Source organism: Nostoc spongiaeforme FACHB-130, from assembly GCF_014698475.1.
Lineage (GTDB): Bacteria > Cyanobacteriota > Cyanobacteriia > Cyanobacteriales > Nostocaceae > Nostoc_B > Nostoc_B spongiaeforme.
In genome coordinates, this window is the sequence record NZ_JACJTB010000046.1 from 1 (window position 1) to 20,750 (window position 20,750).

Consider the following 20,750-nt stretch of genomic DNA (forward strand, 5'->3'; position numbering starts at 1 on the left):
TAGTTCTGCTATTTTAGATTGTAGCTCCTGGTTTATCATTGTTAGCTATTAGACAAGACTGTTTCTCAGTATTATCTCGTAGTCTTTTTCAAAAATCAAATATGATTCCTATACTCTATAGAATATCAAAATAAAAATGCTCATTTAGTTTATATTCAAGATGTTAACCAGGAGAAGAAAAGAGAGCATAATCTCCTAGCAGAAGACTTGCCAACTCATGTGCAGGATGGTCGCATCTTAGATACATCTTGGACTAATGGTCAAATGATGGCTATCTGTCAAGATATCACCAATTACCAGCAAACAGAACAAGCTTTAAAGACTCAGTTAGCACGAGAACAATTAATGCGAACTGTAGTACAAAGAATTCACCAATCTTTGAACTTGCAAGATATTCTCAATGCTACAGTGCAAGAAGTACGACATTTACTGCAAGTAGAGCGTGTGATTGTTTATCAATTTGCGCCTGATATGAGTGGTCAAGTCGTCGCCGAATCAGTAGAGGCGGGATGGAGAGAATCGTTAGGTGTCCAAATTGAAGATACTTGTTTTCAGACTGGAGCAGGCGTAGAGTATTATCATGGGCGGAAACGAGCGATCGCCAATATTTACGCAGCCGGACTTACCGATTGTCATATTCAACTTTTAGAACAATTTGAAGTCAAGGCTAACTTAGTTGTACCTATTTTATTAGAAGTTGGTGGCGACAACACTAGTTCTCGACTTTGGGGCTTGCTGGTGGCACATCAATGTTCTAGGACGAGAGAATGGGAAGACAATCAACTAGACTTGCTGGATCAACTTTCCGTGACAATTGCGATCGCTATTCAACAATCTAGTATATTTCAGCAAGCCCAAACAGAATTAGCAGAACGGCAAAAAGCCGAAAGAGAACTGCGGAGTGCTTTAGCAGAAAAAGAAATTCTCTTAAAAGAAGTACACCATCGTGTTAAAAATAATTTGCAAATTGTTTCAAGTTTATTACAACTCCAATCTCAGACTCTCATAGACCCAGAAGTAATTAGAGTTTTTCAAGATAGTCAAAATCGGATTGATTCGATTTCGTTAATTCACAAAAATTTATACACTTCCCCAAACATCGGACAATTAGATGTAGTAGATTATATCCAAAGTTTAGCAACTAGCATTTTAATATCTTACCAAACTGGGCTAGAAAGAATAGAATTAAAAACTCATATTGACCCCATTAATCTGAATATTGATCAAGCGATCGCTTGTGGTTTAATCATTAACGAATTAATCTCCAACTCCCTCAAACATGCCTTTCCCAATAATCAAAAAGGCACTATCACTATTACTCTAGAAAAAATTCCTAATCATATCAAAATGTCTATTCAAGATAATGGTGTTGGAATACCAAATGATTTAGATTGGAAAACTACCAGTTCTTTAGGTTTATCTTTAGTTTATGACTTAGTGACAGAACAGCTAGAAGGCAATATTACTCTAGAACGTAATCACGGTACAGTGTTCAACATCCAATTTCCCCAGTTAATTTTGCAGTAATATAGAAATCATATTTGATTTCTCAAAAAACAGTACACCCAAGAAATCCTCCTTCCTACTCTCCCACTACCAGCCTGCACAGATAATGTCAAAAAATCAAACCAGATTAATATATTTCTAATGGAGCCAGTAAGAATTTTAGTTGTTGAAGATGAAGTCATAGTTGCTAGAACCATTGCTAACCAATTAAATCAACTAGGATACACAGTAATTGGTACAGCTTCTTCAGGACAAGTTGCTATTACTAAAGCCTTAGAAGGTAAACCAGAATTAGTTTTAATGGATGTCATCTTAAAAGGTGAGATGGATGGAATTACCGCCGCATCTCAAATTCGTGAGCAGTTAGATATCCCCGTGATATTTCTCACGGCTTACGGTGATGACCATACAATACAACGAGCGAAAACAACTCAACCATTTGGCTACATTATTAAACCCTTTACACCAAAAGACTTACGGATAGCCATTGAAATTGGTTTATTAAAACATCAATTAGAACAGGATTTAAGAGAAAATCGAGATAGATTAGCCACTCTTTTAAACTCTATGAGTGATGCTGTCATTGCCACAAATGAACAAGGAATTGTGACATTTATTAACCCAGCAGCAGAGTTCCTTACGGGTTGGCAACAAGCAGATGCTTTGGGTAAAGACATATCTAAAATTTTGCAGCTAGTTGATGAAGTCACTGAAACTTCTGTAGAAAACCCTGTCACCAGAGTTTTAAGAGAACAACAGGTTGTCTATTTAAATGACTTTACATCATTAATTACAAAAAATGGCTCTAGAGTGCCTATTGGAGATAGTGCATCTCCGATTATGCGACATCCTGGGCAAATCAATGGTGTCGTAGTAGTGTTCTGGGATCTTAGCGAACGGCGACAAGCACAATTACTCGAACAAGCATTGCTGAAAGAGCAAGAAGTTAACAAACTGAAATCTTTATTTATTTCTACTGTTTCTCATGAATTTCGTAATCCTTTAAGTGTAATTCAATCTTCAGTAGAACTGATTGAGTTGCAAGGAGAAAATTTAACAACAGAAAAAAGAAATACTTATTTAAACCGAATTAGTAGCGCAGTGCAATCTATGAAACAACTCATGGAAGATGTGCTGTTTATGGGGAAAACAGATGCAGGTAAATTGGAGTGTCATCCTCATCACCTCAATCTCGATGAGTTTTGTCGAGAATTGTTAGCCGAATTTACCATGATTCATCCTACAGGCGCAGAAATTATTTTTAGCTGTGAGAGCGATCGCACAGATGCCTTTATGGATGAACAATTATTACGTTATATATTCACAAATTTACTCAATAACGCTATCAAATACTCTCCCAACGGTGGCAATGTATTATTTAAGTTAACTTGTGACCTCATTAATCAAGTAGCTATCTTTTGCATTCAAGACCAAGGAATTGGCATCCCAGAAGCGGATCAAGCCAGAATCTTTGAATCATTTTATCGAGCTTCCAATGTCCAATCAATTCCAGGTACAGGGCTGGGATTAGTCATTGTGAAAAAATGTGTAGAAGCGCATCAAGGACAAATTAGTATTCACAGTCAAGCGGGTGTTGGGAGCATATTCACAGTAACTTTGCCATTAAATTATTCATCTTATATGACTGATGAAGCATAATCTGGACATATCGACAAAGGCTGCTTTGGAAAACTTTAACAAATTGACTGAATGAATATTACCAAATCTTCATTTACTTCAAGAGCAATTTATCTTTAAGATCCATATTTGGGGGCAAACTAAAAGAAGTCAGATCATTCAAAATTGTGTTTTCTATGAGCCAGAAATGTCCTACTTCCAAAACTTGTGCTTGTTGTCATCTTGTACGTTGCCAAAGCCAGGAAGCAGGCAGAATTTTTCTCTGGTTTCCTATTCCCCATACCTTAACAAAAGTCACAAATTACTTGCGGCAGTCTGAGCTAAAGTATGAACTGATGCAAGAGCGTCCGGGGTTAAGTTTAGACTGTAAACCCGGACAAGCCCAGGAAATTGCCCGAAAACTAGCTAAACTTTTAGCGCCAAGAGAGCTGCAAGAGACGCAAGTTTTGTTTATTCGCGGTGCTATTCAACCACAATTGCAAGACTTTAGTGATATTGTTTCCTTACAACGCTTCATTAAGTTCAACCAGTCTGACTGGCTAGTAGATATGCTGGCCAAAGAACAATTCACAAGTTACTTTCAACCGATTGTTTCAATTCAGAATACATCCCAAGTTTATGGCTATGAATCGCTGTTACGCGGCTTGGATGAACAAGGTAATGTATTGTCGATAGAACCAATCTTAGAATTAGCCACAGAAGCCGGACTGATACCACAACTAGACCGACTGGCTCGCCTCAAAAGCATCACTCAATTTAGCCGTCATCAAGTCAACGGGAAAATTTTTATCAATTTTGCACCCACCGCATTGTATGACCCCGTTTCTTGCCTGCGTAGTACAGTCGAAGCAATTGATCAAGCAGGTATTTCCCATGAACGGGTTGTTTTTGAAGTTGTCGAGTCAGATAATCCTCAAGATTTAGCTCACCTCAAAGCCGTGTTGCAATTTTACCGAGATTCAGGTTTTTCCGTTGCCTTGGATGATCTTGGCTCTGGTTATTCTGGTTTGAACTTGTTGCACCAGTTACGCCCAGACTTTATCAAGTTAGATATGGAGTTAATTCGAGATGTGCATCAAGATTTGTATAAAGCTTCAATTACCGAGAAAATTTTGGAGATTGCCCAAAAGTTAAATATCTATACCGTCGCGGAAGGAATTGAGTGTATTGAGGAATTAAACTGGTTAAGAGAAAGAGGCGCAACTTTTGCTCAAGGGTATTTAATTGCTAGACCTCATCCTGAACCTGTGACGATAACTCCGCACTTTGATGCGATCGCTTTAAGTTTAGCATCGGTGGATCAGCAACCAATCAAGCAGCAGGTAAAACACCAAAGTGAGTCTGAACGCATAGTTGCTGCTGTTACCCAGCGTATCCGCAAATCTTTAGAGTTAAACGAGATTTTGCAAACCACAGCCGATGAAGTGCGACAATTGTTTGCTGTAGACCGAGTGGTAATTTATCGCTTTGAACCAGACTGGAGTGGGTTAGTCGCTGTCGAGTCTTTATCACCAGGCTGTATGTCTCTGTTGGGATTGAATGTGATGGATACTTGCTTTCTGTCCTCCCGCGCAGATTACTATCAGCAGGGTAATACAAGAGCAATTGAAAATATAGAAAATGAAGGACTATCACCTTGTCACGTTGAACTGTTGCAGAGTTTACAAATTCGGGCAAACTTGGTTGTGCCGATTTTGCAACAAGAGCGTTTATGGGGATTATTAATTGCTCATCAATGTAGTAGTACCAGACAATGGCAGCAGTCGGAGATTAATTTATTTAACCAGTTAGCCGGACAAGCCGCGATCGCAATTTATCAATCGGAACTTTACCACAAATTACAAAAAGCAAACCAAGAATTACAGCGTCTTGCGGCTTCTGATGGTCTCACACAAGTAGCAAATCGGCGTTGCTTTGATGAAACACTCAACAGCGAGTGGCAAAGATTAGCCAGGGAACAAGCTTACTTATCTTTAATTTTGTGTGATGTTGATTATTTTAAACTCTACAACGATACTCATGGACATCTGGCGGGAGATGATGCTTTGAGAAATGTTGCCCAAGCAATTTCTCAGACAATTAAACGCCCTGCGGATTTAGTAGCTCGCTATGGTGGCGAAGAATTTGCCATCATTTTACCCAATACCGATGCTGGAGGTGCGATCGTAGTTGCCACAGAAATTCAAACTCATATCTGTGCAATGCAATTGCCACATCCCAATTCTGAAGTCAACCAATTCATTACCCTCAGTCTCGGTGTAGCAACTATCATTCCCAATCATCAATCATCTCCGGCAACCTTAATTGCTGCTGCTGATCAAGGACTGTATCAGGCAAAGGCCCAAGGGCGAAATTGCATAGCACAAATTAACTGTGAATAGACTGATGGCAACACAGAATTGACCAGAGTGTGATAACCAACACACTTCAGTTGCTGAATTAAATAATTAGAAAGCAAATTATGCTTGATTTGTTAATTAGAAGCTGCGCTTTCGGCGACATTATCAATGAGTTGCTCTAGAGTACGGAGTAATTCTTGCTCGTTGTAAGGTTTAGAAAAATAGGCTCTAGCACCTAGCTGCATTGCCATTCGGCGATGTTTATCGCTGCTACGGGAAGTCAGCATAGCAACGGGGATATTTTTTAAATCACCATTGTTTTTGACTTTGCCTAAAAATCCATACCCGTCCAGACGCGGCATTTCGATATCACAAATGACGGCGGCAATTTGTAAGCCTGTTTCGAGTTTTTCTAAAGCGTCTTGACCGTCTTTGGCTTGCTCTACTTGATAGCCACCTTTTTCTAAGGTAAGTGCTAAGAAACGGCGGACGTTAATGGAGTCATCGATGATTAAAATCTTACCTTTGGGCTTGGGAGGTAAGGCCGCGAGTTTTTCGCTGTCAACGAACAGAAAGGGTGTTTTTAATCGGACGGAGGGTAATTGATTGTTTTTGGGTGTATTTTGATTGGTAGCAATCCAATAGAGTAATTCGTTAGCACTAACTAAGGCAACTACTCGACCATCACCGAGAATTGTGCAGTTACTAAAGCCTTCTGGTAAAGGTATATTACCTTCAACTTGACGGATGGCTACTTCTTGTTCACCCCAGCAACGGTCTACTTGAATAGCGACGGTTTGATTGTTACCTTTAATAATTAAGACACTGCTGGCGTTGATGGCGGCGGGAGTTTCTAGTTCGGGACTATCGTAACGGGGACAGTTAAATTGCAGATATTGTCCCAGGCGAATCAATGGCAGCATTGTACCTTGCCAGTTGATGACTTCGCTACCTCCCATTGAGATAATGCGATCGCTTTGGAGTAAAAATACTTCTGAGATGACATCGGTGGGAAATGCCAGCAATATTTTACTGGTTTCGACTAACAGCACTCTCGCCACGGATAAGGTAAAGGGTACTGATAAGGTGAAAGTTGTACCAACGCCGGGTTCAGTGTCAACTGTGATATCGCCACGCACCAGTTTCAGGTTGTTGCGTACCACATCCATACCCACACCACGGCCAGATAAGGCGGTGACTGTTTCGGAGGTACTAAACCCTGGTTCAAATATCAGCGATAGTAGTTCATCATCACTAGCACTTTCTAATAGTGAACTATCTAACCCCATTGCTAAGGCGCGAGAACGAATTTTTTCTAAAGAAATTCCTCTGCCATCATCGCGCATACTAATAATAGTCCGATTGCTGCGATGAGTGGCGTGAATTTCGATTAATCCTTGTTCTGATTTACCTAAGTTGCGGCGAGTGGCTGGTTCTTCAATACCATGATCAAAAGCATTTCTTAATAAGTGCATTAAGGGGTCATTTAATGCTTCTAAAATGCTACGTTCAATTAACGTATTGCCGCCTTCAATTTTTAGCTGGACATTTTTTCCATACTCTACATTTAAGTCGCGGATGGCTCTGGGAAAACGCTCGACTAATTCAGAAATTGGCCGCATCCGCACTTGATTGAGTTTGGTTTGTAATTGCTTGGATGTTTTGTTTAATTTGCGAGCAATTTGGTCAGCATCATCAACACTTAATTGAATGTCGGTGGAGACTTCTTGCACCTGGACAATTGTTTCGGCTATATCTTGCGATCGCAAATGAATTTCTTCGAGAGAGTGATGAGTCGTAGATAAGTGCTGAGTCCTGAGTCCTGAGTGCTGAGTCCTGAGTGCTGAGTCCTCAGTATCTGTTTCTGAACCGTTATTTTGCCGGATACTAGCTGATAGCACACGGTTATATGCCATGCGTAATTCTTGATTTTCTCTATCCAGATTCTGCACTCTCTGTCCGAGATTACGTGAGAGTTTACGTAATTTTTCTAATTGCGAATGCAGTCCATTTCTCTGCACAATTAGTTCACTAAATAAATCATTAATTTGTTCTAGTTGTTTACTAGGAACTCGGACTGTATTTTCGGAATGTTCGCGGTCTTTACTGGGCGTAATTGGTTCATTTTTATGTTCAGCAATAATATTGTTAATTTCTGGCAGATTCACAGGATGAATATCTGTCTCTACAGGCATCAAATTACTCGCAGCTATTTCAGATTCCTGGTGAATTACTAATTCTATTTCTGGATAAACGCCGTTATCTGTAGCCAAGAATTGAGCGATTGCATCTGCGGTTGACAGTGGCGCGGTTTGATTATAAGTTGTGAAAGTAGTGGGTATTTCACTCAACTCAATGGCTCTAGGTAGACTGTCGAGTTGATTAGTTAAAACTAAAGCTTGCGATCGCCGCCATGTATGCAATGCTATCTGAGCAATGTCTGAGATACGTTCTGGTGTGGCAGATTCGATAGTTTGTTTAATAGAATCACACAGTTGGCTAAAGGCAGACAATTGCAGCATTTCTCCCAAACCGCCTAATTCAGCCGCCATAATCGCCACTTCTTCTTGCAAACAAGGTTGTTGACTATCAGCCAAGACAGATTCTAACCGTTGCAAACAACCTTCGACTTCTGTTTCAAATAACAAAGGAATAATACTTTGCCCATCTTCTGGGGACAACATTGTTGTCGCATCTTCGGGAGTAGGATCACCCAACCGTTGATAAAGTTCATCAAAAACTGGATAACAAAAACTCGTTAACCATTCTTCTTCAATTACACTTTGAGTTGAGAGTAAGTCGACAATTTGCCGCATCCAATCAATTGCCGAAAGCAATAAACTTTGTAATTGTTGGTCAATTTCTAAAGAAGTTTTGCGCGTTTTTAAAACTTTAAAAGCATCTTCTAAACGGTGTGCTAAATCACTTAACACCCGAAATCCCATCATTGCTGCACCACCTTTAATAGAGTGGGCAGCGCGGAGTGCGCCATTAATTTTTTCTAAATCTATACGATGGCTGGTATCAATTTCCAGCAAGACTCCCTCTAAGGTATTGAGGTAATCTGTTGCTTCTTCCAGAAATTGCATCTGGATTTCTAATTCTTTATCTTGTGACATTGTTTTTAATAATTATTTATTGGTCATTAGTCACTTGTCATTTGTCATTCGTAAACAAAGGACAAGTGACAAAATCAATTTACTTTAAAAGTCTCAACAGTCTCTTGCAACTTATGAGAAATTTCGACAGTTTGTTTGAGAGATTGGCAAACAGAACTAGAAGAATCTCTGGTACGCTGAGAAATCGCCGCGATTTCTTTCATTAACAAACTCACAGTTTGCGATGTTTGCACTTGAGATGCGGTTGCAGAAGAAATAGACTGTACTAAAGAATCAATTTGACGAGAAACATCAAAAATCTGTCCGAGATTTTGTTTGGCTTCTTCCACTACCCGCGCACCTTCACCAACTTGGGTAGTACCAATTTCCATCGCCTGCACAACGGCGCTGGTTTCTCGTTGAATGTTCTCGACAATTTGTTCAATTTCTTGGGTGGCTGCGGCGCTACGGGCTGCTAACTCACCTACTTCTTCGGCTACCACAGCAAAACCTTGTCCTTCTTCACCAGCGCGGGCGGCTTCGATACCTGCGTTGATGGCGAGTAAGTTGGTTTGCATAGCAATTTGATTAATTAAAGAGACGACACGAGAAATTTGTTGGGAAGACTCGCCTAAACGTTTGACTTTCTGGGCGGTTTCGCCGACAGTTTCCCGCAATGAAAGAATGTTCTGCACTGTTAAATACATCGCTTCTTCACTCTTAGAAGCATTTTGGGCGGCGTTATTCGCCACGGTAGCGGCTTGTTCGGCACTATTAGCCACTGCTTGCATAGAATGAGTCATATTATCCACAGCATCTAAGGCGCGGTTAATTTCCTCGGCTTGTACCAATGCTTCGTCTGCAAGTTTTTGAATAGCTGTTTCGTTGGAACCAATAGCAGTGTTGGCTTGGGTGGCTGCTTGTTTAACTTGGGTGACGATATCCCGCAAACTCTCGACAATAGAGTTAAAAAAGTCAGCGACAGTGCCAATTTCACCATCTGTAACATCTGCGCGGACTGTTAAGTCACCTCTAGCTGCACCTTCTATATCGTTGAGTAGTTCTAAGAGTTGCAATTGTAAGGCTTCTTGTGTGGGGCGTTCTTCTGGGGAAGTTGTTTGAATTATGGTTTTGGTATGGTCAATTTCGGCTTGTTCGTTGACTAATACCTGCAGTTTGGCAGCCATGTGATCAATATTGGCACTTAATACGCCTAACTCATCTTCTCTTTCGGAAGCGAGGCGGGTGTTGAGTTCACCTTGTCCGAGTTTGGCGACGGCGGCTGTGGCATTGATGATGGGCTGTGTGGTAAGTTTGGCTAACCAAGCTGCGATCGCTGCTACAATTATTCCAATCAAGCCTATGCCAATCGTGACAATCCACAACAATTGTTGTTGTGTGCCGTATAAAATTGCCGCATCATTGGTGAGTAATACTTGCCAATTTAAATCTGATATACCTGCAATTTTGGGTGCTGGGACGTAACTAATTAATTGCCGTTTACGATGGCTTTGGGGAACGGTTGTGAGTGTAGCAATATTATTTGTGGTGAGAATTTTGGCTAAACCAGGATATTCGGCTTTTGCTTCTTTGCCTAATAATTCTGGGCGTGAACTTAAGAAAACTTTGCCAGAATTATCTACTAAAGCATATTGATAGCCATTCACAGCATAGTTTTTGATGGTTTCGGCTAAAGCTTTGGTTGGTAGACTGGTTCTGACTACGCCTAAAGTTTTGCCTGTGGTGCTATTTTTAATTGGGGCAGCCAGATAAATATCACTAGATTTTTCTGGCTGTATAATGACGGCCGCATCTTTTAGGAGTGTCGCCTGAAAATAACTATTGTCTTTTTGGTTATCTATCGGTTCACCCGAAGATTGAACAATCACATTGCCTTCGGTATCAAAGACCGCAATACTATTATAATTTTGATAATTGGTGAGGATTTTATCGAGTAACGCCTGCTTTTCTGAATTATTAGTATTGCTGGTGAGGTTGCCCTTGGCAAATAAAGGCGAGTTAGCCAGGATTTGAATATCTCCATATCTGTCGGACATAAAGCGGTTAACTTTCTCAGTTAAATCAACAGCTTCCGTCGTTTGAGATTGGGTAATTTGTTTGGTTAAGGATTTACTGGTTAGATGGTAGGCGATCGCACCAATGAATAAAGCTGGTATAGTACTGATGGCGATCGCTAAAATTGTTGCTTTAGTTTCTAAACTCAGCCTTTTAAAATGCCCACCCAAATTTAGCTGTGTTTCTCCATCAGAATTAACTGTCGGAAAACTAGTTTTTAGGATGATCTTATTCTCAGAAACCTTGGTAGATGCAATTAACGAAGCACGATTTTTTCCATCACCACTCTTAGCCGTGTCAGTCTTATTAAACATGCTGAACTTCTCCTGCATAGGTACATCAAAAAATATTTAAAGTTATCTGATAAGAGATAACTTAATCACTGCGGAGAATAGAAGATTGTACAATTGCTTGTGCATCTAACGCCAGTAAAATTTCTTCTTGCTGCACAACACATCCACGCAAATAAGGAACTAAACTAGATGCTACTTGCCCAATTGGGGAATGAATTTCGTCAACCAAAATTTTAGTTGTTCCTTTAATTTCTTGTACAACTAAACCTAAAAGCAGTGTTTCTATCTTAATCACAATGACATTATACTGTTGCCTTCTTGTATCTATCGCTTCTAAATTCAACATTCGGGGTAAATCAATCGCCCAAATTATTCGACTACGCCAATTCATTAAGCCTAAAATACATCCCGGCATATTTGGCATCGGTGTTATCGCTTCTACAGGCAAAATCACGGCTTCTTGAGTGTGATTCATTGCCAATATTGCCGCCGTTTGTTGATTTAGCTGAAACTTTAGATAACCATCTCCTAGGTTATTTTGGAGAGGTTTTTCTGCAAGGATCACGTTAGTATTATTCATTGATTTAAAGCACCACTGATTTAATAGCTCTTAATAACTGTTCTCTGGTATATGGTTTAGTCAGATACACATCTGCGCCTTGTTTCATAGCCCATAATCTATCAATTTCGAGATTTTTTGAGCTACAAATAACTATTGGTAACTTTTGAGTTGCGGGATTTTTTTTCAGTGAGCGGCACAACTCAAAACCACTCATTCCCGGCATAACAACATCAGTTACAATCACATCTGGCGTTTGTGAAACCGCTTGCTCTAAAGCTTCTTTCGCACCACTGGCTTTGATAACGTTATAGCCACTTTCTCTGAGATAATGACTCATCAATTCTAATTCGCTGGGCGAATCTTCAACAATTAAAATTGTGCCAACCAAAGTCAAACTCACTCCTAATTCTCCTTATTGTAGGAAAGACAGTTTTATTTAATATGTTTAAACACAATTTTCAGTAATTCTGATTGAGTAAAAGGCTTAGTCAAATAGCCAGATGATCTGACCATTTTGGCTTTCGCTCTATCAATAAATCCTGTTCTTCCCGTCACCATAATGATGGGTGTATTTTTAAAAGCTGAATGCCTACGTAACAATGAACAAAGTTCATACCCATCTAAGTTGGGCATCTCAACATCTAGCAAAATCAAGTCAGGCTTACTGCGGAGAATCTGCATTAATGCCTTAACAGGATCATTAATTGTCACTACTGAAAATGTATTTTCATCTAAAAATAATTTGATAGAATTTAACACAGTTTGACTATCATCAATGCAAGCAACTGTATATAAGCTGCTTCTTTCCCGGTGCTTGATATGTTTATGATTGCTATTTTCACCAGAGTCAAAATTGTTATTTTTTGTTAATGTCTTTTTCTGCGATAGTGCATTGATTGACGGTAAAACTGGTGAACCTTTAACAACATTCGCCGGTTGCTGGACATGGTAACGATGTCGTAATTGTCTTTGACAATATTCCACTAGTAAACGTAAGTCTAGCTGGCAGAATTTCGGTAGTTCATTCCAGGAACTATCAGGATAAAATTCGTAGGTTCCTTCTTTTAAAATTAAAAATGATTCCAGCACCTCTTTAGCTAATTCGTCTACTAAAGTAGCTGCTTGCATAGAACTAATGTAACGCTGCTCTACTAACCAACAAATAGCTTGGTAATCTGGATATGGAATTGATAGATTTTCATTGGCTGGTTCAAACATCAGTCGCATTTGTACACGAGTCGCACTGTTGAGAGTGGGAATATTTAAACTCAAGCGCCGCAACTGATTATCAAGCCGCTCAAATACCTTATCAGATGAAGAAGCATAAGTAAGTTTACCTTCTTCGAGATGAATTGACCATGAGGTTGAACCAGTAAATACACGTAAGCAACCCGTCGCACGCCGACTAGTTAGCTGTGCTAATAAAGATAGTGGATGTAGTTTTTGGATTAACCGATGACTACTCATAGGAGTTAGATTTTGCATTTACTTCAGCTAAATTCAAGACGTTTCATATAAATTGGTACATTTTTTAGTTAGTATTCCCCATAAAACCCAGTTTTTGCGTCAAAAATACTACAAATACTTAAGTTTAATTTTGGGGTATCGTAACTTGATGCTATGGCTGTTGGCATTTACATCTTTATTTATATGGGTAATGAAAAGTTAAATTAATTACTGCCGTTGAAATTGTCAGCATCAGGAGAGTTAACTTTACCAACAGTCAAAATTAAAACTGTCCCCTTGCTTTTCATCAACTTTTAGATAAGCAAATCTTAAAGAACACTGCTAAATTAGCAAAATTTAACTAGATTTTTCTCAGTAGTTACACTTAAAAAAAATCAGCTTTGCCCAAATCAGACATAATGTAATGTTTGGTTAAGTAAGATTACCGGGAATTTACATAAATTCATCGGATGCAATTACCTCTAGTCGTTGTTAGTGGAATTGTCCATATAATTCCCACGGAAAGTACAAATATTGGTTGTCTTAATGAAACTTCAACAGTTTACTTACTAGACTATTTGCTTGACACGTAGTACTATAAAGCAAAATGTCAGTGTTTCAACAATTTTTTGTCAACTCAGATAAAATTACTGATGCAATAAACTTATACCAATTTGAAAAATGATTGCGACAAATGGATTCCTGTAAAGCTCACCAGTAAACAATTCCGCAATCCAAAATCTAAAATCTAAAATCCAAAATGGTATTAGATGAATATTTTAAGTTTGATTGACTTGTAGGCGATCGCCAAACAGATAATATTGTGTTCGTTATACCTACCCTTGAGAGTTCACCCTCTCCCCGACCCTTGATTTTCAGCCTTTAAAATACTGTGCCATCACTGTTGATTTGGATAGGGGGTTGACCGCCTTTTCTGAGTTCTGCGGCAATTTTGCGTCCGGCTGTCCAAGTTCCACCTTGGAGGATTTTTACTAAAGGTAGTTCTGCAACACTCATACCTAACTTTTCGCGGACGGTAGCTGCAATTTCATCTAATAAAATTACAGTTAAAGCCCGCCATTCAATGATTAATTCTGATTCAACAGAATGAGATGAATCCAAAATATTTGGATCTTTCAGCTTAATTAATCCTAAATCGAGACATAAACCACCATTACGGTATTCTGGTAATCCTGTCAGTTCATCTAAATCAGTAATAATTAAACCTAATTCTTGTAATGGTTCTAATAAAGAATATGTCAACCATTGGGAAAGTTTGTGAAATGGAACTAACCCATCATCACTAATAGCAGAATGTTGCCAAACATCACCAAGATTAACACCAGCAATGGTTAACCTTCCCGGCCAAATATCACCCAACCCTGCCAGCACAGCACTTAATACCATTGTTGCTGCTAACTGCCCATTTTGGGATTTACTCACAAGATAATTAACTAAATTGCCTGGACGCGGGTTTTCTTCGCCAAAAAAATCAGGGAAAGCAATTACCACTCGCCCCAATCTCTGCAATAATTGCGATCGCCCACTAATTCCCACTAATGGATTTTCGGCACTAACCTGAAACCCACTTGCTAATTCTGCCTCAGTTAACCTCAGCAATTTTAAAGCATCCACTTGCGGCAAACCTGAAAGCGAAAACGCCCCTTGACAAAACATCTCCAAGCTGGCGATAGCCAACCCCTCAGAACGCCCCAAACTCAAGCCCGTTGACTGTTCACGATAATGCCAACTTTCTCCCGCCCCTGCATCTAACAACACACTCACAATTGCCAAATCAAATTTAGCAATGGCTTGTTGTAAAGGCGTTAGTCCCGCTAACAAATTATCTAACTTTGCCAAACGCGGTACACCCTGCGCCTCAAAATGTCGCCACCGGCTATGAAAAGGAATATCTAAATCTGGATATTCACCCCGCATCACCTCAATTACATAATCTGCCACTTTTCCCAACTGCGACAAATCACAAGTAAAGTAAGACGACTTCCCCTCATTCACCAGTGCCAAAATTTGTCCACAACGTTCTCTTATCGCCCTGGGCGAACGAAGATACTCTACTACTCTCTGTGAACTCTGCGTCTCTGTGGTTTTTTCCACCCTTCACCTCCAAATCATAGGGAGTAGAGAGTGGTGAGTAGGGAGTAGTAAAGATTTACCCGACTCCCCATTCCCTACTCCCAACTCCCCTTGTTTACTCCAAAGAACGTCCCTTCACCTCCGCCAAGCCGCCTGTATCTAAAACATCCCCCGTAGTGTAATAACCCGCAGCCTTCTTCGCTTCAATTTCCACCCGCGCATCTTGGGGAATCAAATCTTCCGGTATCGCAATGCGTTCAACAATTTCAATACCAGACTGAGTAATGGCGTTGAATTTCATGTTACTCATCGACACCATCCGGTCAATGCGGGTAATACCCAGCCAATGTAACACATCGGGCATGAGTTCCTGAAAGCGCATATCTTGGACACCCGCGACGCATTCTGTCCGGGCAAAATAGGCATCAGCGCGATCGCCTCCTTCCTGACGCTTCCGGGCGTTGTATACTAAGAACTTCGTCACCTCACCCAAAGCCCGCCCTTCTTTGCGACAGTAGACAATAATTCCCACCCCACCTTCCTGGGCTGTTTGGACACATACCTCAATGCCGTGGACTAAATAAGGGCGACAGGTACAAATATCTGAACCAAAGACATCAGAACCGTTACACTCATCATGTACCCGCACAGCCACAGGTTTATTCGGGTCGGTAATTGCGGTGATATCGCCCACAATATATACAGTTAAACCCCCAATAGGCGGTAAAAATACTTCCAAATCAGAACGTGTTACTAGTTCGGGGAACATTCCCCCAGTTTGTTCAAACAAGGCGCGGCGCAAATCGCCTTCGGTAATACCAAAGCGTTTAGCCACTCCAGGTAAATACCACACTGGTTCAATGGCGGCTTTCGTCACCACCAAATCACCACCGGCTTTCATAATTTGCCCATCCACCTGCAAGCGTCCTTTCGCCACCGCCTCTTGCAGTTCCGGCATATTAATATGTGCTTTAGTAATGGCAATTGTTGGGCGGATATCGTAACCCTGTTGTAAATAAGCAGAAAAAACTTCTGGGGCGATCGCTCCCAATGGGTCAAGTGAGACAATTTTATCAGGGTCAGCCCAGCTAGGATAAGGGCCAATCTGCTCAATTGGGGAAGTATTGGTTAAATCAGCGCGGTGGTCTGTTTGTAAAGCGCCACTCGCCACCGCTAAAGCCCGATAAATCGCATATCCGCCCGAATGAGTCCCAATCACATTGCGATGGCCTTGGTTCGTCAACGTTGCAATTACCGGGCCGCGTTCCATCGGTTCACTTCCGCCCCAGTTAATAGATATTGGCTTGGGGCCGAAACGACTGGGATGTGATGTTAAAACAATATGCCGGGAAACACTATTTGGCTTTGGCATAGTCATAAAATTTTAGATTTTAGATTTGAGATTTTGGATTTGCCCCACAGTTAAATTAGGGCTGGAGAATGCTAAAGTTGGGATTTTTGCTTGATGTCAGAGAAAAATCTATATTCTATAGGATTTAGGAACTAAATTAAGTCGGCAAGAAAAAAGCAAACTTATGTTAAGAAAGGCAAAATTCAGCTAAAGTCCTCCTGCCTTCTGCCTCCTTAACGTAATGTTTTTATGACTTATTAGTAACTCAGTATTTGTCAAGTATCTTGAGTAAGTTTTCTGTTTTTTGATGTGCGGTTTCTGAATGACTAATTATTTACAACTCTATTATGTAGACTTTCGTATTTGTCAGTATTGGTTAATACAATTACTAACATAAAATTTGCTATTTATTCATAGTAATGTAGAAAAAATTTAAAGATGGCATTAAATGTCACTGAGGAGATAATTTTGTGCGAAAGTTATTAATAAGGTAAAAACACTAATCTCGAAATCTCTCAAATTCATGGATTCTTTATCTATTAATTCTTTACTTGAAGATTTGAAGAACCCTAATGCTTCTGTCCGGGAAAAAGCAACCAAGAAACTGTGGCGGATCTGGTTTCAGCAAAAGGGAATTCACGGTCTGGAAAAAATCGACAAAAGCCAAAAACTGCTGGATGCAGGTAAAACCACGGAAGCGGAATCACTCTTGACTAAACTTATCCAAGAACAGCCTGATTTTGCCGAAGCTTGGAATCGCCGCGCTTTTCTGTACTACAGTCTCGGTAAATATAAAGAATCTCTGGCAGACTGTCAGATGGTGATTCAAATCAACCCAGTGCATTTTGGCGCACTGCATGGTATGGGCTTATGCTATGCCGCCATTGGTCAATATGTGGATGCAATTAAAGCCTTTAAACGTGCTTTAGCAATTCAACCTTATTCTTTAGTCAATCAAAAACTGATTTTAGAATGTACACTCAGACTCAGTTAAAACATCAGTCTGATTACATTCTTTGGTTTTATGAATCCGTTACCACCCACAACAACAGTGATTCATCGCTTTAGTCGCCGCCAGTTTATTCAGTATGGTTCCATCTGTATGGGTAGCGGCTTGCTTGCAGCTTGTACCAACAGTAACCAACCAGCAAATTCAAATTCACAGTTAGATAAAGTCAGCTTTGGGACAAACTGGTATGCACAAGCAGAACATGGCGGATTTTACCAAGCGATCGCAACTGGTATTTACCAAAAGCATGGTCTAGATGTCACCATTAAAATGGGTGGTCCACAAGTACCAAGCGGCACTCAGTTGTTAGTCGGGGGTGCAGTTGACTTTTTTATGGGGTATGGCATCGATGCCATTAACGCCATTGCCCAAGGAATCCCCAAAATTACCGTCGCGGCCATCTTCCAAAAAGACCCGCAATGTCTGATAGCCCATCCCAACCCAGCAATTCAAAGCCTTGCCGACCTAAAAGGCAAACCAATTTATATCTCAGCAGCAGCAAACGTCACATATTGGCCAGTACTGAAAGTCAAGTATGGTTTTACCGACGATCAAAAACGCCCCTACAACTTTAATCCCGCCCCCTTCCTGGCAGATAAAACCTCAGCACAGCAAGGTTACATCACCTCAGAACCCTACGCCATTGAAAAACAAGGCGGGTTTAAACCCACAGTCTTTTTACTAGCAGATTACGGTTACTCTACCTACGCCACAACCATCGAAACCACAAAAGAACTAGTAGAAAAAAATCCCGATTTAGTCCAGCGATTTGTTGACGCTTCTATTAAAGGTTGGTACAGCTACCTCGAAAATCCCCAGCCAGGAAATCAACTCATCAAAAAAGATAACCCCGAAATGACCGATGACCAACTAGCTTACGGCATTCAAAAACTCAAAGAATATGGGATTATTACTTCTGGGACTGCCGAAAAGCAAGGTATTGGGGCAATGAGTGAGGAACGCTGGAAGGCACTCTACGATAGTCTGGTAACGGCTGAGGTTTACAAACCCAATATTAACTACAAAGATGCCTTTACCTTGCAATTCGTCAATAAAGGCATAGAGTATTACAGCAGGTGATAGGATTGCGAGACAAGTCTAGATTAAGACTTATGCAAGAACTCTCTCAAACTCTTATAACTTCGCGTCCTTTGCGTCCTTTGCGGTTTGTTCACAAGAATGAATAACCATCCGACGATTACACTAAGTCACATCAGTAAGGTCTACGCTAACGGCACTGTTGCCTTACAAGACCTAAACTTAGAAATTCCCGAAGCGCAATTTGTCAGCTTAGTAGGTGCTTCGGGATGTGGTAAAAGTACAGTGCTGCGATTAATAGCCGGATTAGGCAAAGTCAGTTCCGGTAACATTAATTGGGGCATACCACAAGCAGCGCGAAAATTAGCCTTTGTCTTTCAAGATGCCGCCCTGATGACCTGGGCAACGGTGAGAGAAAACATCCGCCTACCACTAAAATTGGCGGGAGTCCCGAAGCAAGATGCTCAAAATTTAGTCCAGCAAGCCTTAGCATTAGTCGGACTGACAAATTTTGCCGATAGCTATCCCCGGCAATTATCTGGGGGGATGAAAATGCGTGTTTCCATAGCTAGGGCGTTAGTCACTCAACCCAATATTCTATTAATGGATGAACCCTTCGGGGCTTTAGATGAAATTACCCGCAGCAAACTGAACACTGATTTATTAGATTTGTGGCATAAATATCACTGGACTGTGGTATTTGTCACTCATAATATTTACGAGGCAGTGTATTTATCAAATCGCGTCTTAGTTATGGGGACAAATCCTGGGCGGGTGGTGGCGGATATTGCAATTGATGTGCCTTATCCCCGTGATGAAGAGTTTCGGACATCAGTGCTGTATAACGAATATTGCCGCAAGGTTTCCCGTTGTTTAGCGGAAACTATAAATTAACCGCCGATGAAGATGTTTGATAGGAAGATACAAAGTAAGTTGATTTCTGCTGAGGCTTTAGCACCTGTTGTAGTTGGGGTGTTAGTGTTGCTGCTGTGGGATATTTTAGTACGAGTCACTAATTTACCGCCTTATATTTTGCCTGGGCCGTTATTAGTATTGCAAACGTTAATTGCAGATTGGAACGAGTTATTTTCTTCGTTATTAATTACGTTACAAATTACGGTGGTGGCTTTTATTGCTGCTGTGATTTCCGGCTTATTGATTGCAATTTTGTTTACCCAAAGTAAGTGGATAGAAAAAAGTTTATTTCCCTATACCGTTATTTTACAGACAACACCGATAGTAGCGATCGCACCCCTGATTATCCTCTGGTTCAAAAACAACACCTTCGCCGCCCTTGTAGTCTGTGCTTGGATAGTTGCATTTTTCCCCATCGTCTCTAACACCACCCTCGGACTCAACAGCGTTGACCGCAACTTACTCAATCTCTTTCAACTCTACAAAGCCTCACGCTGGCAAACCCTCTGGTATCTCCGCTTACCCAGTGCCATGCCTTATTTTTTAGGCGGGTTAAAAATTAGTGGTGGTTTAGCCTTAATTGGTGCTGTCGTCGCCGAATTTGTCGCCGGGACTGGTGGGGCAAAATCCGGCATCGCCTACCGTATCTTAATTTCTAGCTATAACCTGCAAATTCCGCGCATGTTTGCCGCCTTATTCCTTACCACTGGCTTGGGTGTATTAATATTTGTCAGCCTCAGTTACTTATCAGATTTTATATTAAGTAAATGGCATGAAAGCGCCGTGAAATATGAAAATTAGTATATACAGTAGTCTGACTTTAAATATGAAACAAAGACAAAAGGGATAGATATTTATAAGCCTTGAGAATTGCGATCGCTTTTATTAGTCTGCTAATGTACAAACTCATCTGCGTCCATCCGCGTCCATCGGCGGTTAATTACTCTTGACTTTTACCTCACTGATTCTCTTGTTTTAGCTAACATTAGAGCAGAGTTAAATCATAAATATCGTACTTAATAGTAGAGCTATGACAGCAAGCAACCTTAGACAGCAAATTTTAGAACATCTTGAAACATTACCTGGAGAACAGGTAAAGACTCTCCTATTAACATGGCTGACTAGTTCATCAGGAGATTTAGCAGATTTTGAGCAGTTACTGGTAAATCAAGCTACTCAAACGACACCAGAATCATTTGAAGTTGGTGAAATAGACACAGCATTAAATTTTCAACCTCTTACTGAAGCCCAAATGCTTCAACAAAGTCTATCTGCCCTCGAAACTTACCGCCGCAAAGGTTCAGAAGTGGCGCATAGCCGTGTGCGCGACTGGGCAGACAGTTTAGGAACTGAGGAAGAACGTCAATGTCCGAGATAGTTTGGAC

14 protein-coding genes and 1 pseudogene are annotated in these 20,750 nt (G+C 40.6%); 8 read left to right on the forward strand and 7 right to left on the reverse strand.

Going from position 1 to position 20,750, the window contains the following annotated elements; all coding sequences use genetic code 11:
- Positions 1-204 precede the first annotated feature (204 nt).
- The 3 genes and pseudogenes from H6G74_RS25090 to H6G74_RS25100 form a co-directional block, all read left to right on the forward strand.
- Positions 205-1,527: pseudogene (locus tag H6G74_RS25090) on the forward strand (sensor histidine kinase); the annotation flags it as partial.
- A gap of 120 nt (positions 1,528-1,647) precedes the next feature.
- The gene (locus tag H6G74_RS25095; protein WP_190970233.1) at positions 1,648-3,165 is read left to right on the forward strand and encodes a hybrid sensor histidine kinase/response regulator; all 1,518 of its coding nucleotides are present in this window, start codon (positions 1,648-1,650) and stop codon (positions 3,163-3,165) included.
- Positions 3,166-3,320: 155 nt separating this feature from the next.
- A complete protein-coding gene (locus H6G74_RS25100; protein ID WP_190970234.1) occupies positions 3,321-5,525 on the forward strand; it encodes an EAL domain-containing protein in 2,205 nt (734 codons plus the stop codon).
- Positions 5,526-5,617: 92 nt separating this feature from the next.
- Here H6G74_RS25100 and H6G74_RS25105 read toward each other — a convergent pair whose 3' ends face one another.
- The 7 genes from H6G74_RS25105 to H6G74_RS25135 form a co-directional block, all read right to left on the reverse strand.
- A complete protein-coding gene (locus H6G74_RS25105) occupies positions 5,618-8,602 on the reverse strand; it encodes a hybrid sensor histidine kinase/response regulator (protein ID WP_190970235.1) in 2,985 nt (994 codons plus the stop codon).
- A 74-nt stretch (positions 8,603-8,676) separates the two neighbouring features.
- Positions 8,677-10,971, reverse strand: coding sequence for a methyl-accepting chemotaxis protein (locus H6G74_RS25110; RefSeq protein ID WP_190970236.1), 2,295 nt, complete (start codon positions 10,969-10,971; stop codon positions 8,677-8,679).
- Between the two features lie 61 nt (positions 10,972-11,032).
- The gene (locus H6G74_RS25115; RefSeq protein ID WP_190970237.1) at positions 11,033-11,530 is read right to left on the reverse strand and encodes a chemotaxis protein CheW; all 498 of its coding nucleotides are present in this window, start codon (positions 11,528-11,530) and stop codon (positions 11,033-11,035) included.
- 4 nt (positions 11,531-11,534) lie between these two features.
- Complete coding sequence (locus H6G74_RS25120; RefSeq protein WP_190970238.1) at positions 11,535-11,912, reverse strand: response regulator; 378 nt, start codon at positions 11,910-11,912, stop codon at positions 11,535-11,537.
- 32 nt (positions 11,913-11,944) lie between these two features.
- Complete coding sequence (locus H6G74_RS25125) at positions 11,945-12,997, reverse strand: response regulator (protein WP_190970239.1); 1,053 nt, start codon at positions 12,995-12,997, stop codon at positions 11,945-11,947.
- Positions 12,998-13,840: 843 nt separating this feature from the next.
- Positions 13,841-15,073, reverse strand: a complete 1,233-nt coding sequence (locus H6G74_RS25130; protein ID WP_190970240.1) for a URC4/urg3 family protein — start codon at positions 15,071-15,073, stop codon at positions 13,841-13,843.
- A gap of 94 nt (positions 15,074-15,167) precedes the next feature.
- Positions 15,168-16,424 carry a GTP cyclohydrolase II gene (locus H6G74_RS25135; RefSeq protein ID WP_190970241.1) on the reverse strand — a complete coding sequence of 419 codons (1,257 nt, stop codon included), beginning with the start codon at positions 16,422-16,424 and terminating at the stop codon, positions 15,168-15,170.
- 502 nt (positions 16,425-16,926) lie between these two features.
- Between H6G74_RS25135 and H6G74_RS25140 the strand changes: the two genes are divergently transcribed.
- From H6G74_RS25140 to H6G74_RS25160, 5 genes are all read left to right on the forward strand, one after another.
- Entirely contained in the window at positions 16,927-17,397 is a 471-nt protein-coding gene (locus tag H6G74_RS25140) for a tetratricopeptide repeat protein (protein ID WP_062296112.1), read from the forward strand.
- 30 nt (positions 17,398-17,427) lie between these two features.
- A complete protein-coding gene (locus H6G74_RS25145; protein ID WP_190970242.1) occupies positions 17,428-18,492 on the forward strand; it encodes an ABC transporter substrate-binding protein in 1,065 nt (354 codons plus the stop codon).
- A 99-nt stretch (positions 18,493-18,591) separates the two neighbouring features.
- A complete protein-coding gene (locus H6G74_RS25150) occupies positions 18,592-19,344 on the forward strand; it encodes an ABC transporter ATP-binding protein (protein WP_190970243.1) in 753 nt (250 codons plus the stop codon).
- A gap of 6 nt (positions 19,345-19,350) precedes the next feature.
- Entirely contained in the window at positions 19,351-20,166 is an 816-nt protein-coding gene (locus tag H6G74_RS25155) for an ABC transporter permease (protein WP_190970244.1), read from the forward strand.
- 229 nt (positions 20,167-20,395) lie between these two features.
- Entirely contained in the window at positions 20,396-20,743 is a 348-nt protein-coding gene (locus H6G74_RS25160; protein WP_190970245.1) for a hypothetical protein, read from the forward strand.
- The last annotated feature ends 7 nt before the right edge of the window (positions 20,744-20,750 follow it).

Bases quoted from the DNA above. Each gene is read 5' to 3' on its own strand.
- H6G74_RS25145 (WP_190970242.1), top strand. From the start codon at position 17,428: ATGAATCCGTTACCACCCACAACAACAGTGATTCATCGCTTTAGTCGC.
- H6G74_RS25150 (WP_190970243.1), top strand. From the start codon at position 18,592: ATGAATAACCATCCGACGATTACACTAAGTCACATCAGTAAGGTCTAC.
- H6G74_RS25105 (WP_190970235.1), bottom strand. From the start codon at position 8,602: ATGTCACAAGATAAAGAATTAGAAATCCAGATGCAATTTCTGGAAGAA.
- H6G74_RS25160 (WP_190970245.1), top strand. From the start codon at position 20,396: ATGACAGCAAGCAACCTTAGACAGCAAATTTTAGAACATCTTGAAACA.
- H6G74_RS25110 (WP_190970236.1), bottom strand. From the start codon at position 10,971: ATGTTTAATAAGACTGACACGGCTAAGAGTGGTGATGGAAAAAATCGT.
- H6G74_RS25125 (WP_190970239.1), bottom strand. From the start codon at position 12,997: ATGCAAAATCTAACTCCTATGAGTAGTCATCGGTTAATCCAAAAACTA.
- H6G74_RS25140 (WP_062296112.1), top strand. From the start codon at position 16,927: ATGGATTCTTTATCTATTAATTCTTTACTTGAAGATTTGAAGAACCCT.
- H6G74_RS25155 (WP_190970244.1), top strand. From the start codon at position 19,351: ATGAAGATGTTTGATAGGAAGATACAAAGTAAGTTGATTTCTGCTGAG.
- H6G74_RS25095 (WP_190970233.1), top strand. From the start codon at position 1,648: ATGGAGCCAGTAAGAATTTTAGTTGTTGAAGATGAAGTCATAGTTGCT.
- H6G74_RS25100 (WP_190970234.1), top strand. From the start codon at position 3,321: ATGAGCCAGAAATGTCCTACTTCCAAAACTTGTGCTTGTTGTCATCTT.
- H6G74_RS25115 (WP_190970237.1), bottom strand. From the start codon at position 11,530: ATGAATAATACTAACGTGATCCTTGCAGAAAAACCTCTCCAAAATAAC.
- H6G74_RS25135 (WP_190970241.1), bottom strand. From the start codon at position 16,424: ATGCCAAAGCCAAATAGTGTTTCCCGGCATATTGTTTTAACATCACAT.